The sequence below is a fragment of the Novipirellula sp. genome (genome assembly GCF_041583735.1).
In the GTDB taxonomy this organism is placed as follows: Bacteria; Planctomycetota; Planctomycetia; order Pirellulales; family Pirellulaceae; genus Novipirellula.
In genome coordinates this window covers 1-17,035 of record NZ_JBFHFD010000117.1, presented here as the reverse complement: position 1 = coordinate 17,035, position 17,035 = coordinate 1, and the positions used below count along the sequence as shown (strand labels likewise).

Here is a 17,035-nt window from a genome sequence, read left to right as displayed (position 1 = left end):
CACTGTCTGTTTGATGTGCTGCTGATCCAGGTAGTCCAGATCCGAATAGGGAAGCGGATAACGGACCTCCAGATTACCGTTCTCCTTTCGTTCGTCGTCGAAGATGTAGCGAACCGGATTGGTGAATCCCGCCATCAAAATGCCACCGCTTCGTAGCACCCGAAAGCATTCTTGCCAAACGGGTAACACGTTTGGAACGAATGTATTTGAGCAAGGATGAAAGATCAAATCGAACGATTCCGAATTCAATCCGGACAGATCGGCCATATCGCCTTCGACAAAACTCATCGTAAGCCCGTCACGCTCGGCGACGTATCGATCTTGGTCCAATTGCCGTGGCGAGTTATCAAAGACCGTTACTTCCGCGCCAGCGGCGGCAAGAACCGGAGCCTGTTGACCTCCCGCCGAAGCGAGGCAAAGAGTCTTTGCTCCTTTGAGTGGCGGGAACCAATCGGCAGGCACCGGAGTCGTAGGCGTCAAGACGATTTCGAACTCACCATTTTTGGCCTTCCGAATCGTCTCTTGATCCACCGGTTTGGTCCAGCGGTTTCCCTCGCGGACCTGCTTGTCCCAAGACCATTGGTTGTGTTTGCGAACATCCACTTCGTTCATACCTGATCCTCATGGTTTTTGATTCGATTTCTAGTCAGCGAAGACGACGTTACTGGCATAAGATGTAGGTTAAGAACGCGTCGATCTCATTTTAAGCATCATAGGAATCCAATATGAATCACCCTGCAATCATACGGCGGCCGGGCGAAGGCCGCAGAATCGGGATTGTCGGCGACGTTTACCGCTTCCTTGCCACCGCTGAGGACACGGACGGCAAATACGCCACCTTCGAAGCCATTGTGCCACCGGGCAGCGGTCCTCCGCCACATATTCATAGCCGTGAAGAGGAGTCGTTCCTCGTCCTCCAGGGCGAGATGACATTTCAACTTGGCGACGACCGATTTGTTGCGGGTGAGGGCACGTTCCTGAATATGCCTGTGGGAAGCCTGCATTGCTTCAAAAACGAAAGCGGAAAGACCGCTCGGCTGCTGATCACACTCGCTCCCGCGGGATTGGAAGAGATGTTCTTCGAGGTGGGACAGACTCTCGATGAAGACGCGGTAACAGCACCACCACCGAGTGAGGCCGAGATCATCAAGCTGTTCGAAGCGGCTCCACGTTACGGTGTTGAGATCAAAGTGCCGAACAAGTAACAGCTATGCCACACAAGAAACTTAGCTTGCCAGAGAAAACCTGCGTCGTCTGTGGACGAACGTTCCAGTGGCGGAAGAAATGGGCAAAGGTTTGGGACGAGGTCAAGTATTGTAGTGACAAGTGCCGCCGGCACCGTGACGAGAAAACGAGCGACAAGGACAGCCAATCATGAAACGACTTGCTGCCGCTTTCGCTGCTCAGATGCTTCTTGTCGTCGTGGTATTTTGTGGTTTCGGCTTTTTGGCAACGTTCGAGCCGACCGATAACGCCCTGGCGTTCCGAGTCGGCTACGTGGTTATCGGGATTGGATGCCTCGCCGCAGCGATACTCTTGACCGCAAACGCGGTTCGAAACGGAGCTCTAACTTGCCCATCGACGTGACACGCCGCGCAGACCGATTGAACCAAGTGATCATACTGAACTCGATCATCGAACGAATCGCAAAGGCGAGCCAGATCGAACCGGCTGCTATAGCAGTCGGGGGACAGAGCATAATTGTGACCGCAGCTCATACCCTCACTCGGGGAAAGAGTACGATCCCAGCAAAAGAGGAGCAACGCTCCCCGGTTGCTAGCATGTCCTGCGATTATTCATTCGCTGCCCAGGCTGACGCATCACTGCTATCATTTCCGACTACCACCATCCCCCATTTTTCGCTACGGCGAAGGACATGACGCAGTCGATAACAAAAGGGTGCATGGTTGCGCCGCGTTTGCGCTAGTCTTGAGCCGAGTAGGTTGCGATCGGCATCGGTCACCTAACGCAACGCACCGGCAATCAGCCGCATTGCCGGACCCTAGTCCTCACAGGGTGTACCCGCCTGACGCAGCATCATGCTCTGTCCCCGACGTACTCGAGTGAGTCATGATCCTCGACAATCATCTCTAGCGGCACACACCGGCAACCGGCCGCGTCGACTGATCTAGTCCTCAGGCAGCAATGCCGCCCAACCCACCATCATGCTCTGTCCCCGGGGGAATTCGCTATCATTTCCAGCAACTGCCACTCTTTTTTCGCTATGGCGAACGACCTGACGCGGTAGATAACAACAGGGTGCATGCTTGCGCCGCGTTTGCTCTAGTGTTGAGCCGAGCAGCTTGCGATCGGCATCGGTCGTCTAACACAACGCATCGGCAATCAGCCGCATTGCCGGACCCTAGTCCTCACAGGGTGAACCCGCCTGACGCAGCATCATGCTCTGTCCCCGTGACGATTATTTCCAGCAACTACCGCCCTTTTTTTCGCTATGGCGAACGACCTGACGCGGTCGATAACAAAATGGGCGCGGTGCCACGGCGCTCGCTCAAGCCTCGAGCCGAGTGAGTCACGATCCTCGACAATCATCTCTAGCGGCACACACCGGCAACCGGCCGCGTCGACTGACTCTAGTCCTCAGGCAGCAATGCCGCCCAACCCACCATTATGCTCTGTCCCCGTGGGAATCCGCTGGCCACCGCATAACTTCGCTACGTTTTCCTATGCAGTTTCGACGCAACCATTGGGCTGACGAACAAGAACAACAGGCCTAACGGCATCAATCCACCCTTCAGTAGGTTGTAGTCAGCAGCAATCCGCTCCCAAGGCAATTCCACCACGAATCTTCCAAATAAGACTTCGAACGCCACCGTCAACACCAGCCAGATCAAGCCGACGAGCAGTAATTGGTGCGGTCGTTGTGTCCCGATCCAGCGGATCGCGAAGTAGGCAACTGCAAGAATGATCGCCGAACCAGTGAACACGCCAATCTGATTCGAGCGGAATTCGCCGACGAACGGAACGAGGACAATCGCTCGAAGAATGCCGTGAACAATCTCAAGGACAATCAAGACGAACCAGATCGCCAAGCTTCGAATGGCAATTCGCCATTGCTTGTCGGTCCCTGCGTCACTCATCGCTCATCCAATCCACAAGATCCGAAAACACGTCTTTGGGGTAGCCGTATCTGCGACCATCGCGGCCATTTTATGCCGACATCGGCGAATTACCATCCACTCGGCAATTGCCAGACCCCGGGCGTGATCAATTCGACCGAGTTGCCCGCTGGATCACGAAAGTAGATCGACTGTCCGCCGGCGGGCCATTCCACTTCGGCTTCGATCTGGACGCGATGATCCTGCAAGTGTTGCCGCCAATCGTCGAGCGACCGTTTTTCAATGCCTAACGCAAAATGACCTGGTCCCATTGCACCATGATGCGGCAGCTTATCTCCCGTGCATGTCGACTTCGGATTGAACGCGAGTAGTACCTGGGCCTGGCCGACTCGAAAGAAAACATGCCGCGAGGGCTCTTTGGCAATCACATCCAAACCGAGGATTCGCTGATAGAAATCTTCGGCAGCATCGAGGTCGTCGACGTAGATCGCCGTTTCGACAACCGACAGCACTTTCATTTCAATTCACCATCCAATGCAGAAATGCAACCGCGGCACGACGGCTAGATTCAAATCAGGCCTCGCATGCGATAGGTCACAGCACAAACAGACGCAAATTATTGCAACCGCCCTATCCACGCGTGAATTCGATACTTCACTACTTAGACTTTATCCGTTTCAGCGTAACGAAAATGTGCTGGTTCTCAGCCGTGGAAGAAAACTCAGTGGGCCGAACCTTTCCCGAGGGTGCAAAGCACAATTTCCGAGCGTTCTTTCCGAGTTGATAGATCCCGAAAAACTGCTTGCCTTTTGCGTCCCCTTCGCTCGGCGTGAAGTCAATCGTCTTTGGCTTTGTTGTTGGGTCGAAAGTGCTGGTCCCCATCGCGACTTTGCGATCGTCAGACCAGAGGGTCCATGCGCCCTTATCGTCGTTGACCACGGTGAATTTTGCGGCGTCTTCATCCTTCGACTTGTTCCCCTGGATGACCAGTTCAACGATTTGCCATTTCCCTTCGATTTTCTTACGTTCTTTTTTGATCGCTTCGTCCTTCGCATCATCGGCAGATGCCACGGACGTGAGTAATAATCCCACAACCAAGGAACTAAAAAACAAATATCGCATTGTTGTCGCCTCCAACAGCGTTCGAAAGAAATCGCGAGAACACTCAGTCATTATAAAGCATCTAAGGCGACAATTGCTTGATCAACTTCAAGACGGCGAGTTCCTTGGCCTTTGCTTCGACCTCGACGGTCAATGTCAGGTCACGCCAGCAATCGGGAAAGTCCGCCACATCGATGAAATCATGATGGCGTCGTGGCTTTGGTCCCTCCCAACCTTCCAGCGGACTGGAGAGATGAAACATGGGCTCCCGATTCCAAGTCGCAATGGCCAATTCGGTCGCCTGTTGCACCGTCAATTCATCCGGATGGCAGCGATGATGGTGAACATCGTAGACAAGGGGGATTCCTTCGGCGCGGCACATCGGCAACAGTTCCGATGGCGTGTAAGTCACCTCGTCGTTTTCGACCGTCAAACGACTTCTGGCTCGATCGGATAACCGCAACAGCGATTTGGCGAAACGGTTCAGCGCTTCCGTCTTGTCACCATACGCCCCGCCACCGTGAATGTTTACGACATCGGCGCCAACCCACTCTGCGACTTCCGATTGATACTCAAGTTCCTCGATCGACCGATCCACCACATCCGGACGAGGAGAATTCAGCACGACAAATTGATCGGGATGAAAGCACGTTCGGATTCCGTGCAATCTGGCAAACTTGCCACACGCCTTGAAACGCCGAACGATCTCGTCGCCATCTGGAAGATCGCTTACGCTGTAACCACAGTCCGCGTGCGTTTTCACAGGCAGAATTTGGCTGTTGATGCGGAAGCAACCGATACCATTTTCGGCACAGAACCGTAGCGATTCCAGCAACGCATCGGCGTTGCTCAAGCACAGACCCGACAGTTTGGCCAGTGCCGCATCACGATCCATACTGGCAATGGCTTTGACCGTCGTATTGCGGAATTTGATCGGCTGATCGCGAAAGATGCAGCAGAGGCCGAGGCGGATCCCTGACGTCGATGAACGGTTCGTCATTGCTACCGGTTGCTCCAAGTAATCGACAATTGCAGCACGGTCGCAATCGAGACCCACAGGAAATATGGCCCTTGTGCGATGGCAACCCATTTGTAGTGCTTCCAAACTGACACCACCATCCACAGGATCGTTCCCCAGACGATCAGGATGTCCACCGCCGCCAACGGCAAATTGCGAAGGCCAAATTGGATTGGCGTAAAGATCAGATTCGCCACGAGGTTGATGACAAATGGCAGAGCCACCTTCCATGACACCTTTTTCCTGAATGCCTGTACGAACACAAAGCAGAACGTCAGCAGTATGATTGGATAAAGAATCTGCCAGATCAGGCCGATGGTGGACGGTTCCGGCGTCCATGACGGTTTCTCAAGACCGTTGTACCACTGCATCCAAGTCATTCATTTACTCCACGATTCAAACCCAACCGTAAGACGTTTTGCAAGCAGGAAGATGGGAGTCACGGTTTCCACACGCAACCGTGTTTAGCAATCGAAAGAGGTCGTTCTCCGTGGACCGAAAGTCTTGACGACTTCCGCTACGCAAAAATGGTTCACTGCGATGGCTATTCAAAAGCGGTAAATGGCGGCGAGTACTGGACAGAACCGGTGACACCACTCAATGCACCGGCGACAAGCTCGATCGCCATCCAGGCATCACCACCGCCGAAGGGAGATTCCAGTGGCTGAGCCAAGTCGGACGAGAATCCAAAGCGTGAATAGAACTCGGGATGACCTAGCACAACGGCGATCTGGTGACCCTGGTCACGGCACGATTGCAACCCAGTTTCCACTAGCTTGATCCCGATGCCTTGCCGCTGATGACGAGGCAGGACGGCCATCGGCGCCAGAGAGACGCCACTAACCGTCTGGTCGCTTGCCAGGATCGAAATGGGACTGAATAGAATGTGCCCAACGATCTGATCATCGATTTCTGCAACCACCGACACTTCGGCGAAACCGTCTTGACGCAAGGCGTCAACCAAGTTCGCTTCAGCATCATTTCCGAATGCCGCGTGATTAACGCTCCAAATCGATTGTCGATCTTCGGGGCATTCGGGGCGAAGGGTGACGTTCATCAATGCCTCATCATCTCGGGCGTCCACAATCTCGGGCGTCCACGCAGTTTCAACACAATCATCGGACCAAAGAATCATAGTAGCAGCGCCAGCGGCATCAACCCACCGTCGCGCTCATTGTCATCTCGAGTAATCCGCTGCCACGACGATCCAGCTACAAATCGTCTAAACAAGACCGCGAACGTCATCGTCAAGAGATCGGCCAAACCTTGATCCGAAAAACGAGGATGAGCGATCAGGACAGATCCTGTCGCACCGGAATTCGGCAACAACTTCGATCTCCGTAGAGTTTGGTCGAAAGACTGGACGACTTCTGATACCCTCTACGGTTAGCGAAACTAATCGCATCATCGTGGGTTCAATCGAGGGAATCCGTATATACTCAACTCGAACATACCGAAGCGATCAATGACGAATCATCGACGATATTTCCTCGCTATTATGTGTCTTGCCTTGACTGGGATGGGCACGTCCCCGAGTCTTGCTCAAACCGCATCCCAAGAAACCAGTCCCCAATTTAAACGTCTCGATCGCAACCGAGATGGCAAGCTGACCGACGACGAGTTCTCTGGGCCGTTGTTCCGCCGCATCGACACGAATAAAGATGGCGTCATTAGCGCCGCAGAAGACCAAGCATTTGCTCGTCGTCCCGGTCGTGGGCCAGCTGCGGCGGTCACAACATCCGTCCAGGCTGAACTTGATCTGCCTTATGCCGGCACGGATAATCCTCGGCAAACGCTCGACCTGTATCTGCCCAAGACACGCAAGGACGACAAGCCGTTGCCGGTTGTCGTTTTCATCCACGGCGGCGGTTGGCAAAACGGGGATAAAAAGGGCGGCTACCGGACCCTTGCTCCGCTGGTCGAAAGCGGCCAATACATCGGCGTCTCAGTCGGTTACCGACTCAGTGGCGAAGCGATCTGGCCCGCGCAAATCCACGACTGCAAGGCTGCCATTCGTTGGCTGCGAGGCAATGCGAAACGCTACAACCTGGACCCCGACAAGATCGGGGTGACGGGCACTTCGGCTGGCGGACATCTGGTCGCGATGCTAGGAACCGCAGGCGATGTCCCCGAACTCGAAGGCCAACTGGGCGACCACCTAAGTCACAGCAGTAGCGTCAACTGCGTCGTCGATCAGTACGGTCCCGCCGATCTGCTGTCGATGGGTGGTTGGCACGACGATGCGAATTCACCCGAGTCCAAACTCGTGGGCGGAACGATTCAAGAGAACAAAAAGGCAGCGCGCAACGCTTCACCGATCACATATGTCTCGAAGAACGATCCGCCGTTTCTGATCATCCACGGAACCGACGACCGCGTGGTACCGCTGGATCAATCCGAGCAGCTGCATGAAGCACTTAACAAGACCGGAGCCGAGTCGATGCTGGTTCCGGTGCAAGGAGGCGGCCACGGCCGATTCTCGTCGCCGGAAGTCGCCAAGCGACTGAAACAATTTTTTGACAAGCATCTGCTTGGCAAAGAAGTGACGATTTCGAGCGAGCCGATTCCGCAGCGAAACAACAATCCAAAGTAGGCAACGTCTGAAGAATCATTGACGGATTGTCGCTGATCGAAACGAGCTGCAATCGTTTCTCGGGGGGAAAGTGAATCGTCGTGGTTCTCACACCGTCTCGCGGCGACTTTGCGGCCGGATGTCTTCTTCCTATCGGGGATCGTTCTTTTTTGCCGCCGTCGGTCGCTCTCAGCAAGCTATACTTGCGGAAACTTGGGGATCGGTGTCACCCACCTTGCGTGCACAATCCTTCGAATCCCCATAACCGCAACAAATCAACGGTCCCATGAAATTTGATCCCGACGACTGGCGTGACATCGACTTCCGACAATTGCGTCTGCTGTGGGTGATCCCAGCGGTCCTGCTGGCCCTGGCTGTCTTCTCGAGCGTTTACACCGTGCAAGCCGAATCCGAAGGCGTGGTGCTGCGATTCGGTAAATATGTTCGCAATGCCGAACCAGGACTGCGATTCAAGTTGCCTTTCAATATCGAACGCGTGTTCATGGTGCCGGTCAAACGCCAACTAAAACAAGAGTTCGGTTTCGGAACATCCGGTGGAACCAACCCAAACCAGTTTTCCGCCGAACAGACGCTCGAACGTGGCATGGTAACGGGTGATTTGAACGCCGCGACGGTCGAGTGGATCGTTCAGTACCGAGTCCAAGATCCCGAGCTCTATTTGTTCAAAGTTCGCAACCCCGACAACACGCTGCGTGACCTGTCGGAATCGGTCATGCGTACCGTGGTCGGCGACCGCACGGTCGACGAAGTGATCACCGTTGGACGTCAAGAAATCGAATCCGATGCACTGACTCAGCTACAAGAAATGGTGAACAAATTCGAGCTCGGACTGAGCATCGACCAGGTGCAACTGAAGAATGTGAATCCACCGTTGCCTGTCCAACGTTCGTTCAACGAGGTCAACCAGGCTCAGCAAGAACGCGAGCAGTTAATCAACGTAGCCAATGGCGAATACAACAAAGTCGTGCCGCGAGCCAGCGGCGAAGCCGAACAAAAGATCCAAGCCGCCGAGGGCTACGCGCTGAAACGCGTTAACGAGGCCGAAGGGGACGTCGCTCGATTTAACGCGGTGATGACCGAGTACCTGAAAGCTCCTGAGGTCACCAAACAACGCATCTATGTCGAAACGATGCGTCAGATCGTTCCCAAGCTTGGCAAAAAGATCATCATTGACGAAAACGCCAGCCAGATTTTGCCTTTATTGCAACTGTCCACCGAATCCACAAAGAACTGATCATGAAAAACATTCCTATTCCCGCTCTGATCGGATTCGGGCTGCTGTTTACGTTTTTGTTGTACAACGCGTCGTACACCGTCGATGAAACCGAACAGGTAATCATCACCCAGTTTGGTAAACCGGTGGGCGATCCGATCAGCGACGCCGGGCTGCATTTGAAGATCCCCTTCATTCAGGAAGTCACCCGTATCGAGGAGCGGATTCTTGAATGGGACGGTCGTCCCAACGAGATGCCGACCAAAGACAAGACCTACATTATCGTTGACACGTTTGGACGTTGGCGGATCAATGACGCGAAGCAGTTCTTTCTGCGTCTTCGAGACGAGCGGAGTGCACAATCACGCTTGGACGATATCCTGGGCAGTGAAACGCGTAACGCGATCGCCAAACATGAATTGATCGAAGTGATCCGAACCACCAAGGACCGGCAACCTGTTCGCGACGCGGTGCTTGTCGATGCACCCGGGAACGTCGGAGTGCTGTATCCGATTAGCAAAGGGCGAGCCAAGATCGAGAAAGAGATCTTTGACAAGGCTGCCGGAAAGCTGAGCGATTTTGGAATCGAGCTGCTTGACGTTCAATTCAAGCGGATCAATTACAACGAGAGCGTTCAGCAGCGAATCTATGACCGCATGATCAGCGAACGCCAACAGATTGCCGAGCGATTCCGCAGCGAGGGTGAAGGCGAAGCGGCTAAGATTATCGGAAAGAAAGAACGCGACTTGCTGGAGATTGAATCCGAAGCCTACAAACGGGTTCAACAAATCCAAGGGGCCGCCGACGCTAAGGCAACCGAGATCTACGCCAGTGCCTATAACCAGAGCGAAGACTCAGTGTCGTTCTATGAATTCATCAAAACGATGGAGACGTATCAAGAGATGCTCGGCGGCGATAGCACGTTGATCATGACGACCGGCAGCGACATCTTCAAATTCCTCAAGCACGTCGATCCTGACGGCAAGTAAACCGGACTCGGTTGCCACTCAAGCATGAATCTTCGAGACGCTGTATCCGCCGGGACAAGCCCGAAACGGAGCACTGTTTCGGTTACGCACTTGCAGTAGCCACCACTTGCTTCCTCCGCTGAGACAAGCTCAGACGGAAGGATGTCTATGCCAGTGTTTTTCTCTTGCTCAAATCCGCCGAATCGTTTGCTAATGGAACGGAGAATGCACAGCGTGGGGATGCGATCCGCGAAAACACGGGGGTGCAGAGGGGCTCGATCCAGGAAGAGAAAAAATGGCGAACGATCCAGGGATGCTGAAGCGGTTGAAACACGACCTGATTACGGCCTGCGTGATTGGAACCGTGATCGCCGTTTCGATCGCCAGTGCTGCGATCGTCCTTGGACATGTCGGGGACACCGAAGCGCGGCGACTGCTGGAGGCAATCATCCCCACAAGTCGCCTGTTCTGTTCGTCTCTCTTGACGGTGTCTGCCACCATTTTGGCGCTGATGTTGACGATGATCGGACTGGGAAACAACGCCGATCGCAACCTTGCCGATGCTCATTACCACCGGATCATCAAGATCGCCTTGTATGATGCGATCTTATTCTGTGCCGCGGCGATCATGTTCGTATTGCATTGTGTCCCCGTTTATGAATCCGATTCATTGCCGGGATGGTGGTATCCGACGATCTATTACGGCGTGCTGATTGCATCCTCGTTGCTCGCCGGCGGGGCGGTCGCGATCGTAAGTCTGCTGTACTTGGCGGTAAAAGACGTCGTCCAGATCGTGGCACTCGGGCAAACCGATCATCGCTACGCTGCCTGCCAAACGGACGAGGATGACGCGTCATCGACCACCGATCACACGTGATCCGATCATCCGCAGACTAACTTCGCAGCAAGAAGTTAGGCAGGAGTCTTTCAGAATATTGGCCGATTTGGCGCTAGCCACGGTTCCGGCGCTGAACCGGGGCTAGTGCTGGACCGCTAAAACTTTGGTATTGACGTCAGATATTGGAAGTGACTTTTTCTTCCGGCCGATAATGCAGTTACCTCTCCCCCAACGAAGTTGGTGGAGAGGTGGCAGAAAGCCAACGCAACCAAAAATCACAACAAGCCCATCGTTTTAGCGGACCACGCTAGCGTCCCAAACGGCTAACGAGATTTTCACACAATGATTCCTGCCTACCTGCTTCGATTCGCGAAACCGACCCTCGTCGCGCCGCGTCTTATTCGGGGGTAGATCCAGCGGCGTGGGGATCTTTAGCAAGATCCACTACGTTCATGACCCCGCTGCACAGGTTGATTTGTGATCTCGGTCATCCATTTAGGATAAGATGGCTGTATTCGATTATCCCCAACATCGATCACAACGCCTCCCAATGCTACCTACCACAAAATCCGCCACCCGCTTCACTCGTCGGCGTCTCGTTCGCTTTGCAGCCGCTTTCAGTTTTGCCATCGCTGGATTCGCCTTGCCGGTGAAGGCCGACGAGGTGGAATTCAATCGCGACATTCGCCCTATCTTTTCCGATACCTGCTTCAAATGTCATGGGCCCGATGCGAATACCCGCGAGGCTGGTTTACGATTGGACCAGCGTGAGGCGGCGGTCGAAGACTTGGGCGGGTACGCAGCGATTGTGCCTGGAAACGCGGACGAAAGCGATGCGGTCGCACGCATCGAAAGCGACGATCCCGACCTGCGGATGCCGCCCCCGGATTCGGGATTGGTGCTGACCGCGGCTCAAAGCTTGAAAGTGCGACAATGGATTGACCAAGGTGCCAAGTACCAGCGGCACTGGGCGTTTGAACCGATCACCCGGCCAGCGGTGCCAGCCGAATTTGATTCGCATAGTGCTATCGATGCCTTCGTTTTGAAGCGTTTGAAACAAGCCAACTTGGAACCGCTCGGGCCCGCGCCACTGGCCACACAGCTCCGCCGCGTGTCGCTCGATTTGACCGGGCTGCCGCCGACGATCGAACAATCGCAGCGGTTCCTCGCGGAGGTTCAAGCCAGCGGAATGGACGTGGCTTACGAAAACGCGGTCGACCGCTTGCTGCAATCACCACGCTTCGGCGAGCGGATGGCTTGGCAATGGCTAGAAGCGGCTCGCTACGCCGACACCGACGGTTACCAAAACGATGGGCCACGCGAGATGTCGCGTTGGCGTGATTGGGTGATCGACGCCTACAACCAAAATCTGCCGTTTGATCAATTCACAATTATCCAACTTGCGGGCGATCTGTTGCCTAATCCAAGTGAATCCGATTTGATCGCGACCGCCTTCAATCGCAACCACCGCTACAACTCGGAGGAAGGCATTCCGATCGACGAGTTTCTGCTCGAAAACGCCGTCGATCGTGTCGATACCACGGCAACCGTTTGGATGGGGATCACCGTGGCTTGCGCTCGATGTCACGATCACAAGTACGATCCGTTCAGCCAACGCGAGTACTACCAATTGATCGACTTTTTCAACGACGTCGCCGAAAGCGGACGCGCGATCAAGTTCGGCAATTCAGAACCCTGGATCAAAACACCAAATGACGCCCAACGATCGCAGCTTGAAAAACACCGGCAACGCGTCGCAACGTGTCGAGCAAGACTTGATGCAGCCAACGACGAACTGAGCGAGGACCAGAGAGCATGGGAATCGACGGCCGACTTTGCTTCGCTGTCGCCTGTCATCCATCACGGGCTGGATCATTTCTTTGACTTTGATTCCCCCAATAAACGTGTCGTATTTAAAGGCGACACGCTGGCGTCGCAGAAACAATCCACTTCGCCAACCGGTCACCTTGGCAACACCGCCACGGTCTCGGGCCGCGATCACTATGAACTCGGAAAGATCCCGGGACTGATCGGCAACGCACGGTTTTCGATCGCGTTTTGGATGTCGCCGGAACAGACCGATGCGGGGGTCGTGTTGTCGAATGAACAAGCCAGCACGAAACGCGAAGGCATTTTCGTCGAGTTCGTCAATGGACATTTGCGGTGGAACATCAACAGCCGCTGGATCTCGGGGGTGTCAACGATCCAAACGCAGCAAACCTTTGCACCGGGCCAATGGAAACACATCGTCTTGACCAACGACGGGACGCAGCGTGCACAAGGAATGAAGATTTATGTCGACGGTGTACTGCAACCGGTCGAGGTCATTCGAAACACCAACAGCAACACCGCCAATCGAAACCACGGCGGTACGATGAGGATCGGCTACAGCCCGCATGCCGGTCGCTGGAAAGGCCAAGTGGATCAGCTTCGTTTCTATACGACTCGAACGCTGGCAGCCGACGAAGCGGAACTGCTGGCGGTTGCGGATTCACCAAAAACGATCGCCACGATTCCCGAGGATCGACGGACCGAGCGTCAATCGCGTGTCCTCCGCACCGCTTATCTCGAGAACACCGAGAACACCGCACACCGTCAATGGTTTGCCGAACTAAGCGATGCCATCGCGGCGGAAACCAAGTTTTTTGACTCGGTGCCCACGACGATGATCATGCAAGATCTACCCAACGGCCGTCCGTCGTTCGTGCGATCACGCGGGGTGTACGACCAATTGGGCGAAGCGGTTACCGCAGGCGTGCCCGCTGTTTTGACGTCCGCGAACCAGCCCGCCGATCGGCTCGCCTTTGCTCGATGGTTGGTCGATGGAAAACATCCGCTGACCGCGCGGGTGACCGTCAATCGTTACTGGCAGTTGCTGTTTGGCCATGGTCTGGTCAATACACCCGAGGATTTTGGGTCGCAGGGAGATTTGCCGACGCACCCTGAATTGCTGGATTGGTTGGCGTCGGAGTTCACGGATGGCGGCTGGGACATCAAAGCCATTTTAAAAACCATGGTCACCAGTGACACCTACCGTCGCAGTTCCCAAGTCACCCAAGAGCATCGAAGTCAGGATCCTGAAAACCGTCTATACGCGCGAGCCCCGCGAAAGCGATTGCCCGGCAACGTGCTGCGTGACCAGGCGTTACAAGTCTCCGGATTGTTGGTGGAAACAATTGGCGGCCCGAGCGTGTACCCCTACCAGCCCGCAGGGTTGTGGAAAGAGGCGAGCAACTTTACGTACAAAGTTGGTAAAGGCGACGACCTTTATCGCCGCAGTCTGTACACGTATTGGAAGCGGACGCTGTCGCCGCCCACGATGGCACTGTTGGACACCGCGGACCGCGAGTGGTGTTCGGTCAAACCGCGTCAGACCAACACGCCGCTGCAATCGTTGACCCTGCTGAATGACGTGACCTTTGCCGAAGCGGCACGTAAATTTGGTGAGCGGATACTGCAAAACGGAAGCAGCGATGACGAGCGGATCACGTACGCGTTTCGTCGTTTGTTATGCCGCGACCCGTCGGCGGCCGAGACGAAGGTGCTGAAGGATGCGTTGGACACGTATCGTGACGAATTTTCGCTGTCGGCCGAACAAACCAAGGCAGTTTTGTCGATCGGACAGTCCGAATCGCTGGAAAAATATTCGGCTGTCGATCGGGCGGCGATGACGGTGCTGGCCAACGTCCTATTGAACTTAGAAGAGGCGACCACTCGTGACTAGTGAAGCGACGAACCCCATGCAGCCGAAAACCGCTGGACCCTGTAGCGTAAGTCATCAAGACTTTCGTGATTCAACGAACCGTTCGAAACGGTTGACGAGTTCCACGACGCCAGCAATTTTTCCAAAGGCCTTCAGTCGCCGCGACCTGTTGGCGTCCGCCTCGGCAACGCTCGGTGGTGCGGCCGCTGCATCGCTATTGGACCCGTCATCGACGTTCGCCGACTCGGTGGGACAACGAGGGCTGCATTTCACGCCCCGCGCCAAACGCGTGATCTATTTGTTTCAATCCGGTGGCCCGCCTCAGCACGACATGCTGGATTACAAGCCCTATTTGAACAAGGTGCATGGCGAAGAAACGCCCGCGTCGGTGTTTGGCGGGCAACGGCTGACCGGCATGACCGCAGGTCAATCCTCGTTTCCGGTGGCCCGATCCACTTTTAATTTTAAACAGCATGGCGACAGCGGTGCCTGGGTCAGCGACGTGTTACCGCACACCGCAAGGATCGTCGACGATCTGTGCATCATCAAATCGATGCATACCGATGCGATCAACCACGACCCCGCGATCACGTTCCTGCAAACCGGTTTTCAAATCGCGGGACGCCCCAGTATTGGGTCGTGGATGAGCTACGGTCTGGGCAACGAAAACGAGAACTTGCCTGCCTTCGTCGCGATGCTTTCCGGCAGCGGTGGGCAACCGCTGTACGATCGGTTGTGGGGCAGCGGTTTTCTGCCGTCGGTACACCAAGGTGTGCGGTTCCGCAGCGGCAAGTCGCCCGTGTTGTATTTGAACAACCCGCCTGGATTCAGCCCAAAGCTGCGACGGGACACTTTGGATCGACTGTCCCAGCTGAACCAACTTCGTGCCGACGAGGTGGGCGACCCCGAGATCGTCTCGCGGATTGCTCAATACGAGATGGCGTATCGCATGCAAACCTCGGTGCCGGAGTTGACCGACGTCTCGGATGAACCCAACAGCACCTTTGAACTGTACGGTGAAGACGCACGCAAACCGGGCACGTATGCACACAACGCGTTGATCGCGCGGCGGCTTAGCGAGCGTGGAGTGCGATTTGTGCAGCTGTTCCATCGCGGCTGGGACACGCACGGCGGGTTGCCGAAGCAACTCCGGGCTCGCTGCCGAGAGACTGACCAAGCGACGGCCGCCTTGATCACCGATCTGAAGAATCGCGGAATGCTGGACGAGACCTTGGTGGTGTGGGGCGGCGAATTTGGTCGGACTGTTTATTGCCAAGGCGATTTACAACCTGCCAATTACGGCCGCGATCATCATCCCCGCTGCTTCACGATGTGGATGGCTGGCGGCGGGATCAAGCCTGGCATCACGTATGGAGCGACGGACGAGTACGGTTACAACATCGTCGAAAACCCGCTCAGCGTTCACGCTTTACATGCCACGATTCTGCATCAATTGGGCGTCGATCATGAAAAGTTGACGTTCAAATTCCAAGGCCGGCATTATCGATTGACCGACGTGCACGGCAACGTCGTCCAGTCGCTGCTTCGTTAGCCAGGCATATCGTAGCCGAACGTCATTCGCACACTTAGAGTCGGCATTCGCAGACGTTCCTGGCTCCCCTCTCCGTGGATCGAAAGTCTTGACGACTTCCGCTACGCAAAAAAATAGACAACCCTAGAGTGAAAACTCTTCATCGCGTTGCGTTTTGGCGTTAGTCACGGTTCCCGAGTTCGACCAGGGTTCCGCCACCTCTCCACCAACTTCGTTGGGGGAGAGGTGACAAGTAATTAAAACATACCTTCACCGTGAACGGTTACCTTTCTCTTTCGAACTTTAATCGTACAAGATGCAACAAATCATTGCTTCTGGCTGCCCAACGTGACTGCACATCGGTTTATAATCGGACTTCTTGTCACATTGAATTTCGCCTGCTGCTGAAATCTAATCCCCCCCAAACGAAACACGAGAAGTCACCATGAGTGCCGACACCACCCCGCAAGCGATTGCGGACATGAAGCAAGAGCAGCTGCCGGTTCCGCAGCACAAGCTTCATGGCTGGACGCACTTCGTCGGTTTGTATGCGGGCGAGCATGTGGCGGCGACCGAGTTTGTGATCGGGGCGACGTTTGTTGCGCTGGGCGCGACGACGATGGACATCCTGATCGGGCTGCTGGTCGGCAATATCCTGGCGATCCTAAGTTGGACGCTGATCACGGCGCCGATCGCGGTCCAAACTCGGCTCAGCCTGTATACGTATCTGCACAAGATCGCTGGCGACTCGATGACCGACCTCTACAACTGGGCCAACGTTCTGATCTTTACGGTCATCTCGGCGGCGATGATCACGGTTTCGTGTACCGCCGTGCGTTTGTTGTTCAACATCCCGGCTCAGCTGCAATGGTATCCCACCAGTGCATTGTTCGTGATGGTGGTGCTTTCGGTCGGCATGATCGTCGTCTTCGTCGCGATGTATGGATTTAGCGCCGTGGCCGAATTTTCAGGACTGTGTGGGCCCTGGTTGGT

15 protein-coding genes and 1 pseudogene are annotated in these 17,035 nt (G+C 55.0%); 9 read left to right on the top strand and 7 right to left on the bottom strand.

Going from position 1 to position 17,035, the window contains the following annotated elements:
• Window positions 1–612, bottom strand: a 612-nt coding sequence (locus tag ABX962_RS11370; protein ID WP_372719434.1) for a class I SAM-dependent methyltransferase, incomplete at its 3' end; no start/stop codon positions are given.
• A 113-nt stretch (window positions 613–725) separates the two neighbouring features.
• Here ABX962_RS11370 and ABX962_RS11365 point away from each other — a divergent pair.
• A complete protein-coding gene (locus tag ABX962_RS11365) occupies window positions 726–1,205 on the top strand; it encodes a cupin domain-containing protein (RefSeq protein WP_372719432.1) in 480 nt (159 codons plus the stop codon).
• Window positions 1,206–1,210: 5 nt separating this feature from the next.
• Window positions 1,211–1,378: a DUF2256 domain-containing protein gene (locus ABX962_RS11360; RefSeq protein WP_372719431.1), complete on the top strand. Its 168-nt coding sequence runs from the start codon at window positions 1,211–1,213 to the stop codon at window positions 1,376–1,378.
• A gap of 1,294 nt (window positions 1,379–2,672) precedes the next feature.
• On the opposite strand, the gene ABX962_RS11355 is transcribed toward ABX962_RS11360, so the two are convergent.
• The 6 genes from ABX962_RS11355 to ABX962_RS11330 form a co-directional block, all read right to left on the bottom strand.
• On the bottom strand, window positions 2,673–3,098 hold the full coding sequence (locus ABX962_RS11355) for a hypothetical protein (protein ID WP_372719429.1): 426 nt from the start codon (window positions 3,096–3,098) through the stop codon (window positions 2,673–2,675).
• 89 nt (window positions 3,099–3,187) lie between these two features.
• Window positions 3,188–3,595 (bottom strand): VOC family protein, encoded by a 408-nt coding sequence (locus ABX962_RS11350; RefSeq protein ID WP_372719427.1) that lies wholly within the window; start codon window positions 3,593–3,595, stop codon window positions 3,188–3,190.
• Between the two features lie 139 nt (window positions 3,596–3,734).
• Window positions 3,735–4,199, bottom strand: a complete 465-nt coding sequence (locus tag ABX962_RS11345) for a TIGR03067 domain-containing protein (RefSeq protein WP_372719425.1) — start codon at window positions 4,197–4,199, stop codon at window positions 3,735–3,737.
• Window positions 4,200–4,260: 61 nt separating this feature from the next.
• Complete coding sequence (uvsE, locus tag ABX962_RS11340) at window positions 4,261–5,178, bottom strand: UV DNA damage repair endonuclease UvsE (protein ID WP_372719423.1); 918 nt, start codon at window positions 5,176–5,178, stop codon at window positions 4,261–4,263.
• Between the two features lie 2 nt (window positions 5,179–5,180).
• Window positions 5,181–5,576 carry a TspO/MBR family protein gene (locus ABX962_RS11335; protein ID WP_372719422.1) on the bottom strand — a complete coding sequence of 132 codons (396 nt, stop codon included), beginning with the start codon at window positions 5,574–5,576 and terminating at the stop codon, window positions 5,181–5,183.
• A 164-nt stretch (window positions 5,577–5,740) separates the two neighbouring features.
• Window positions 5,741–6,331, bottom strand: coding sequence for a GNAT family N-acetyltransferase (locus ABX962_RS11330; protein ID WP_372719420.1), 591 nt, complete (start codon window positions 6,329–6,331; stop codon window positions 5,741–5,743).
• 330 nt (window positions 6,332–6,661) lie between these two features.
• On the opposite strand from ABX962_RS11330, the gene ABX962_RS11325 reads away from it, so the two are divergent.
• From ABX962_RS11325 to ABX962_RS11295, 7 genes and pseudogenes are all read left to right on the top strand, one after another.
• A complete protein-coding gene (locus ABX962_RS11325; protein WP_372719418.1) occupies window positions 6,662–7,789 on the top strand; it encodes an alpha/beta hydrolase fold domain-containing protein in 1,128 nt (375 codons plus the stop codon).
• A gap of 265 nt (window positions 7,790–8,054) precedes the next feature.
• Entirely contained in the window at window positions 8,055–9,023 is a 969-nt protein-coding gene (gene hflK / locus ABX962_RS11320; protein WP_372719416.1) for an FtsH protease activity modulator HflK, read from the top strand.
• 2 nt (window positions 9,024–9,025) lie between these two features.
• Window positions 9,026–9,991, top strand: a complete 966-nt coding sequence (gene hflC / locus ABX962_RS11315; protein ID WP_345684412.1) for a protease modulator HflC — start codon at window positions 9,026–9,028, stop codon at window positions 9,989–9,991.
• A gap of 274 nt (window positions 9,992–10,265) precedes the next feature.
• A complete protein-coding gene (locus ABX962_RS11310) occupies window positions 10,266–10,847 on the top strand; it encodes a hypothetical protein (protein ID WP_372719414.1) in 582 nt (193 codons plus the stop codon).
• Between the two features lie 511 nt (window positions 10,848–11,358).
• Window positions 11,359–14,532 (top strand): DUF1553 domain-containing protein, encoded by a 3,174-nt coding sequence (locus ABX962_RS11305; protein WP_372719412.1) that lies wholly within the window; start codon window positions 11,359–11,361, stop codon window positions 14,530–14,532.
• A gap of 91 nt (window positions 14,533–14,623) precedes the next feature.
• On the top strand, window positions 14,624–16,063 hold the full coding sequence (locus ABX962_RS11300) for a DUF1501 domain-containing protein (RefSeq protein WP_372719410.1): 1,440 nt from the start codon (window positions 14,624–14,626) through the stop codon (window positions 16,061–16,063).
• Window positions 16,064–16,487: 424 nt separating this feature from the next.
• Window positions 16,488–17,035 (top strand): annotated as a pseudogene (locus ABX962_RS11295) (hypothetical protein); the annotation flags it as partial.

Excerpts from the sequence above, each read along its gene's own strand:
- hflC (WP_345684412.1), top strand. The coding sequence starts at position 9,026 with ATGAAAAACATTCCTATTCCCGCTCTGATCGGATTCGGGCTGCTGTTT.
- ABX962_RS11365 (WP_372719432.1), top strand. The coding sequence starts at position 726 with ATGAATCACCCTGCAATCATACGGCGGCCGGGCGAAGGCCGCAGAATC.
- ABX962_RS11305 (WP_372719412.1), top strand. The coding sequence starts at position 11,359 with ATGCTACCTACCACAAAATCCGCCACCCGCTTCACTCGTCGGCGTCTC.
- ABX962_RS11335 (WP_372719422.1), bottom strand. The coding sequence starts at position 5,576 with ATGACTTGGATGCAGTGGTACAACGGTCTTGAGAAACCGTCATGGACG.
- ABX962_RS11310 (WP_372719414.1), top strand. The coding sequence starts at position 10,266 with ATGGCGAACGATCCAGGGATGCTGAAGCGGTTGAAACACGACCTGATT.
- ABX962_RS11325 (WP_372719418.1), top strand. The coding sequence starts at position 6,662 with ATGACGAATCATCGACGATATTTCCTCGCTATTATGTGTCTTGCCTTG.
- ABX962_RS11355 (WP_372719429.1), bottom strand. The coding sequence starts at position 3,098 with ATGAGTGACGCAGGGACCGACAAGCAATGGCGAATTGCCATTCGAAGC.
- ABX962_RS11350 (WP_372719427.1), bottom strand. The coding sequence starts at position 3,595 with ATGAAAGTGCTGTCGGTTGTCGAAACGGCGATCTACGTCGACGACCTC.
- ABX962_RS11360 (WP_372719431.1), top strand. The coding sequence starts at position 1,211 with ATGCCACACAAGAAACTTAGCTTGCCAGAGAAAACCTGCGTCGTCTGT.
- ABX962_RS11345 (WP_372719425.1), bottom strand. The coding sequence starts at position 4,199 with ATGCGATATTTGTTTTTTAGTTCCTTGGTTGTGGGATTATTACTCACG.
- uvsE (WP_372719423.1), bottom strand. The coding sequence starts at position 5,178 with ATGACGAACCGTTCATCGACGTCAGGGATCCGCCTCGGCCTCTGCTGC.
- hflK (WP_372719416.1), top strand. The coding sequence starts at position 8,055 with ATGAAATTTGATCCCGACGACTGGCGTGACATCGACTTCCGACAATTG.
- ABX962_RS11330 (WP_372719420.1), bottom strand. The coding sequence starts at position 6,331 with ATGATTCTTTGGTCCGATGATTGTGTTGAAACTGCGTGGACGCCCGAG.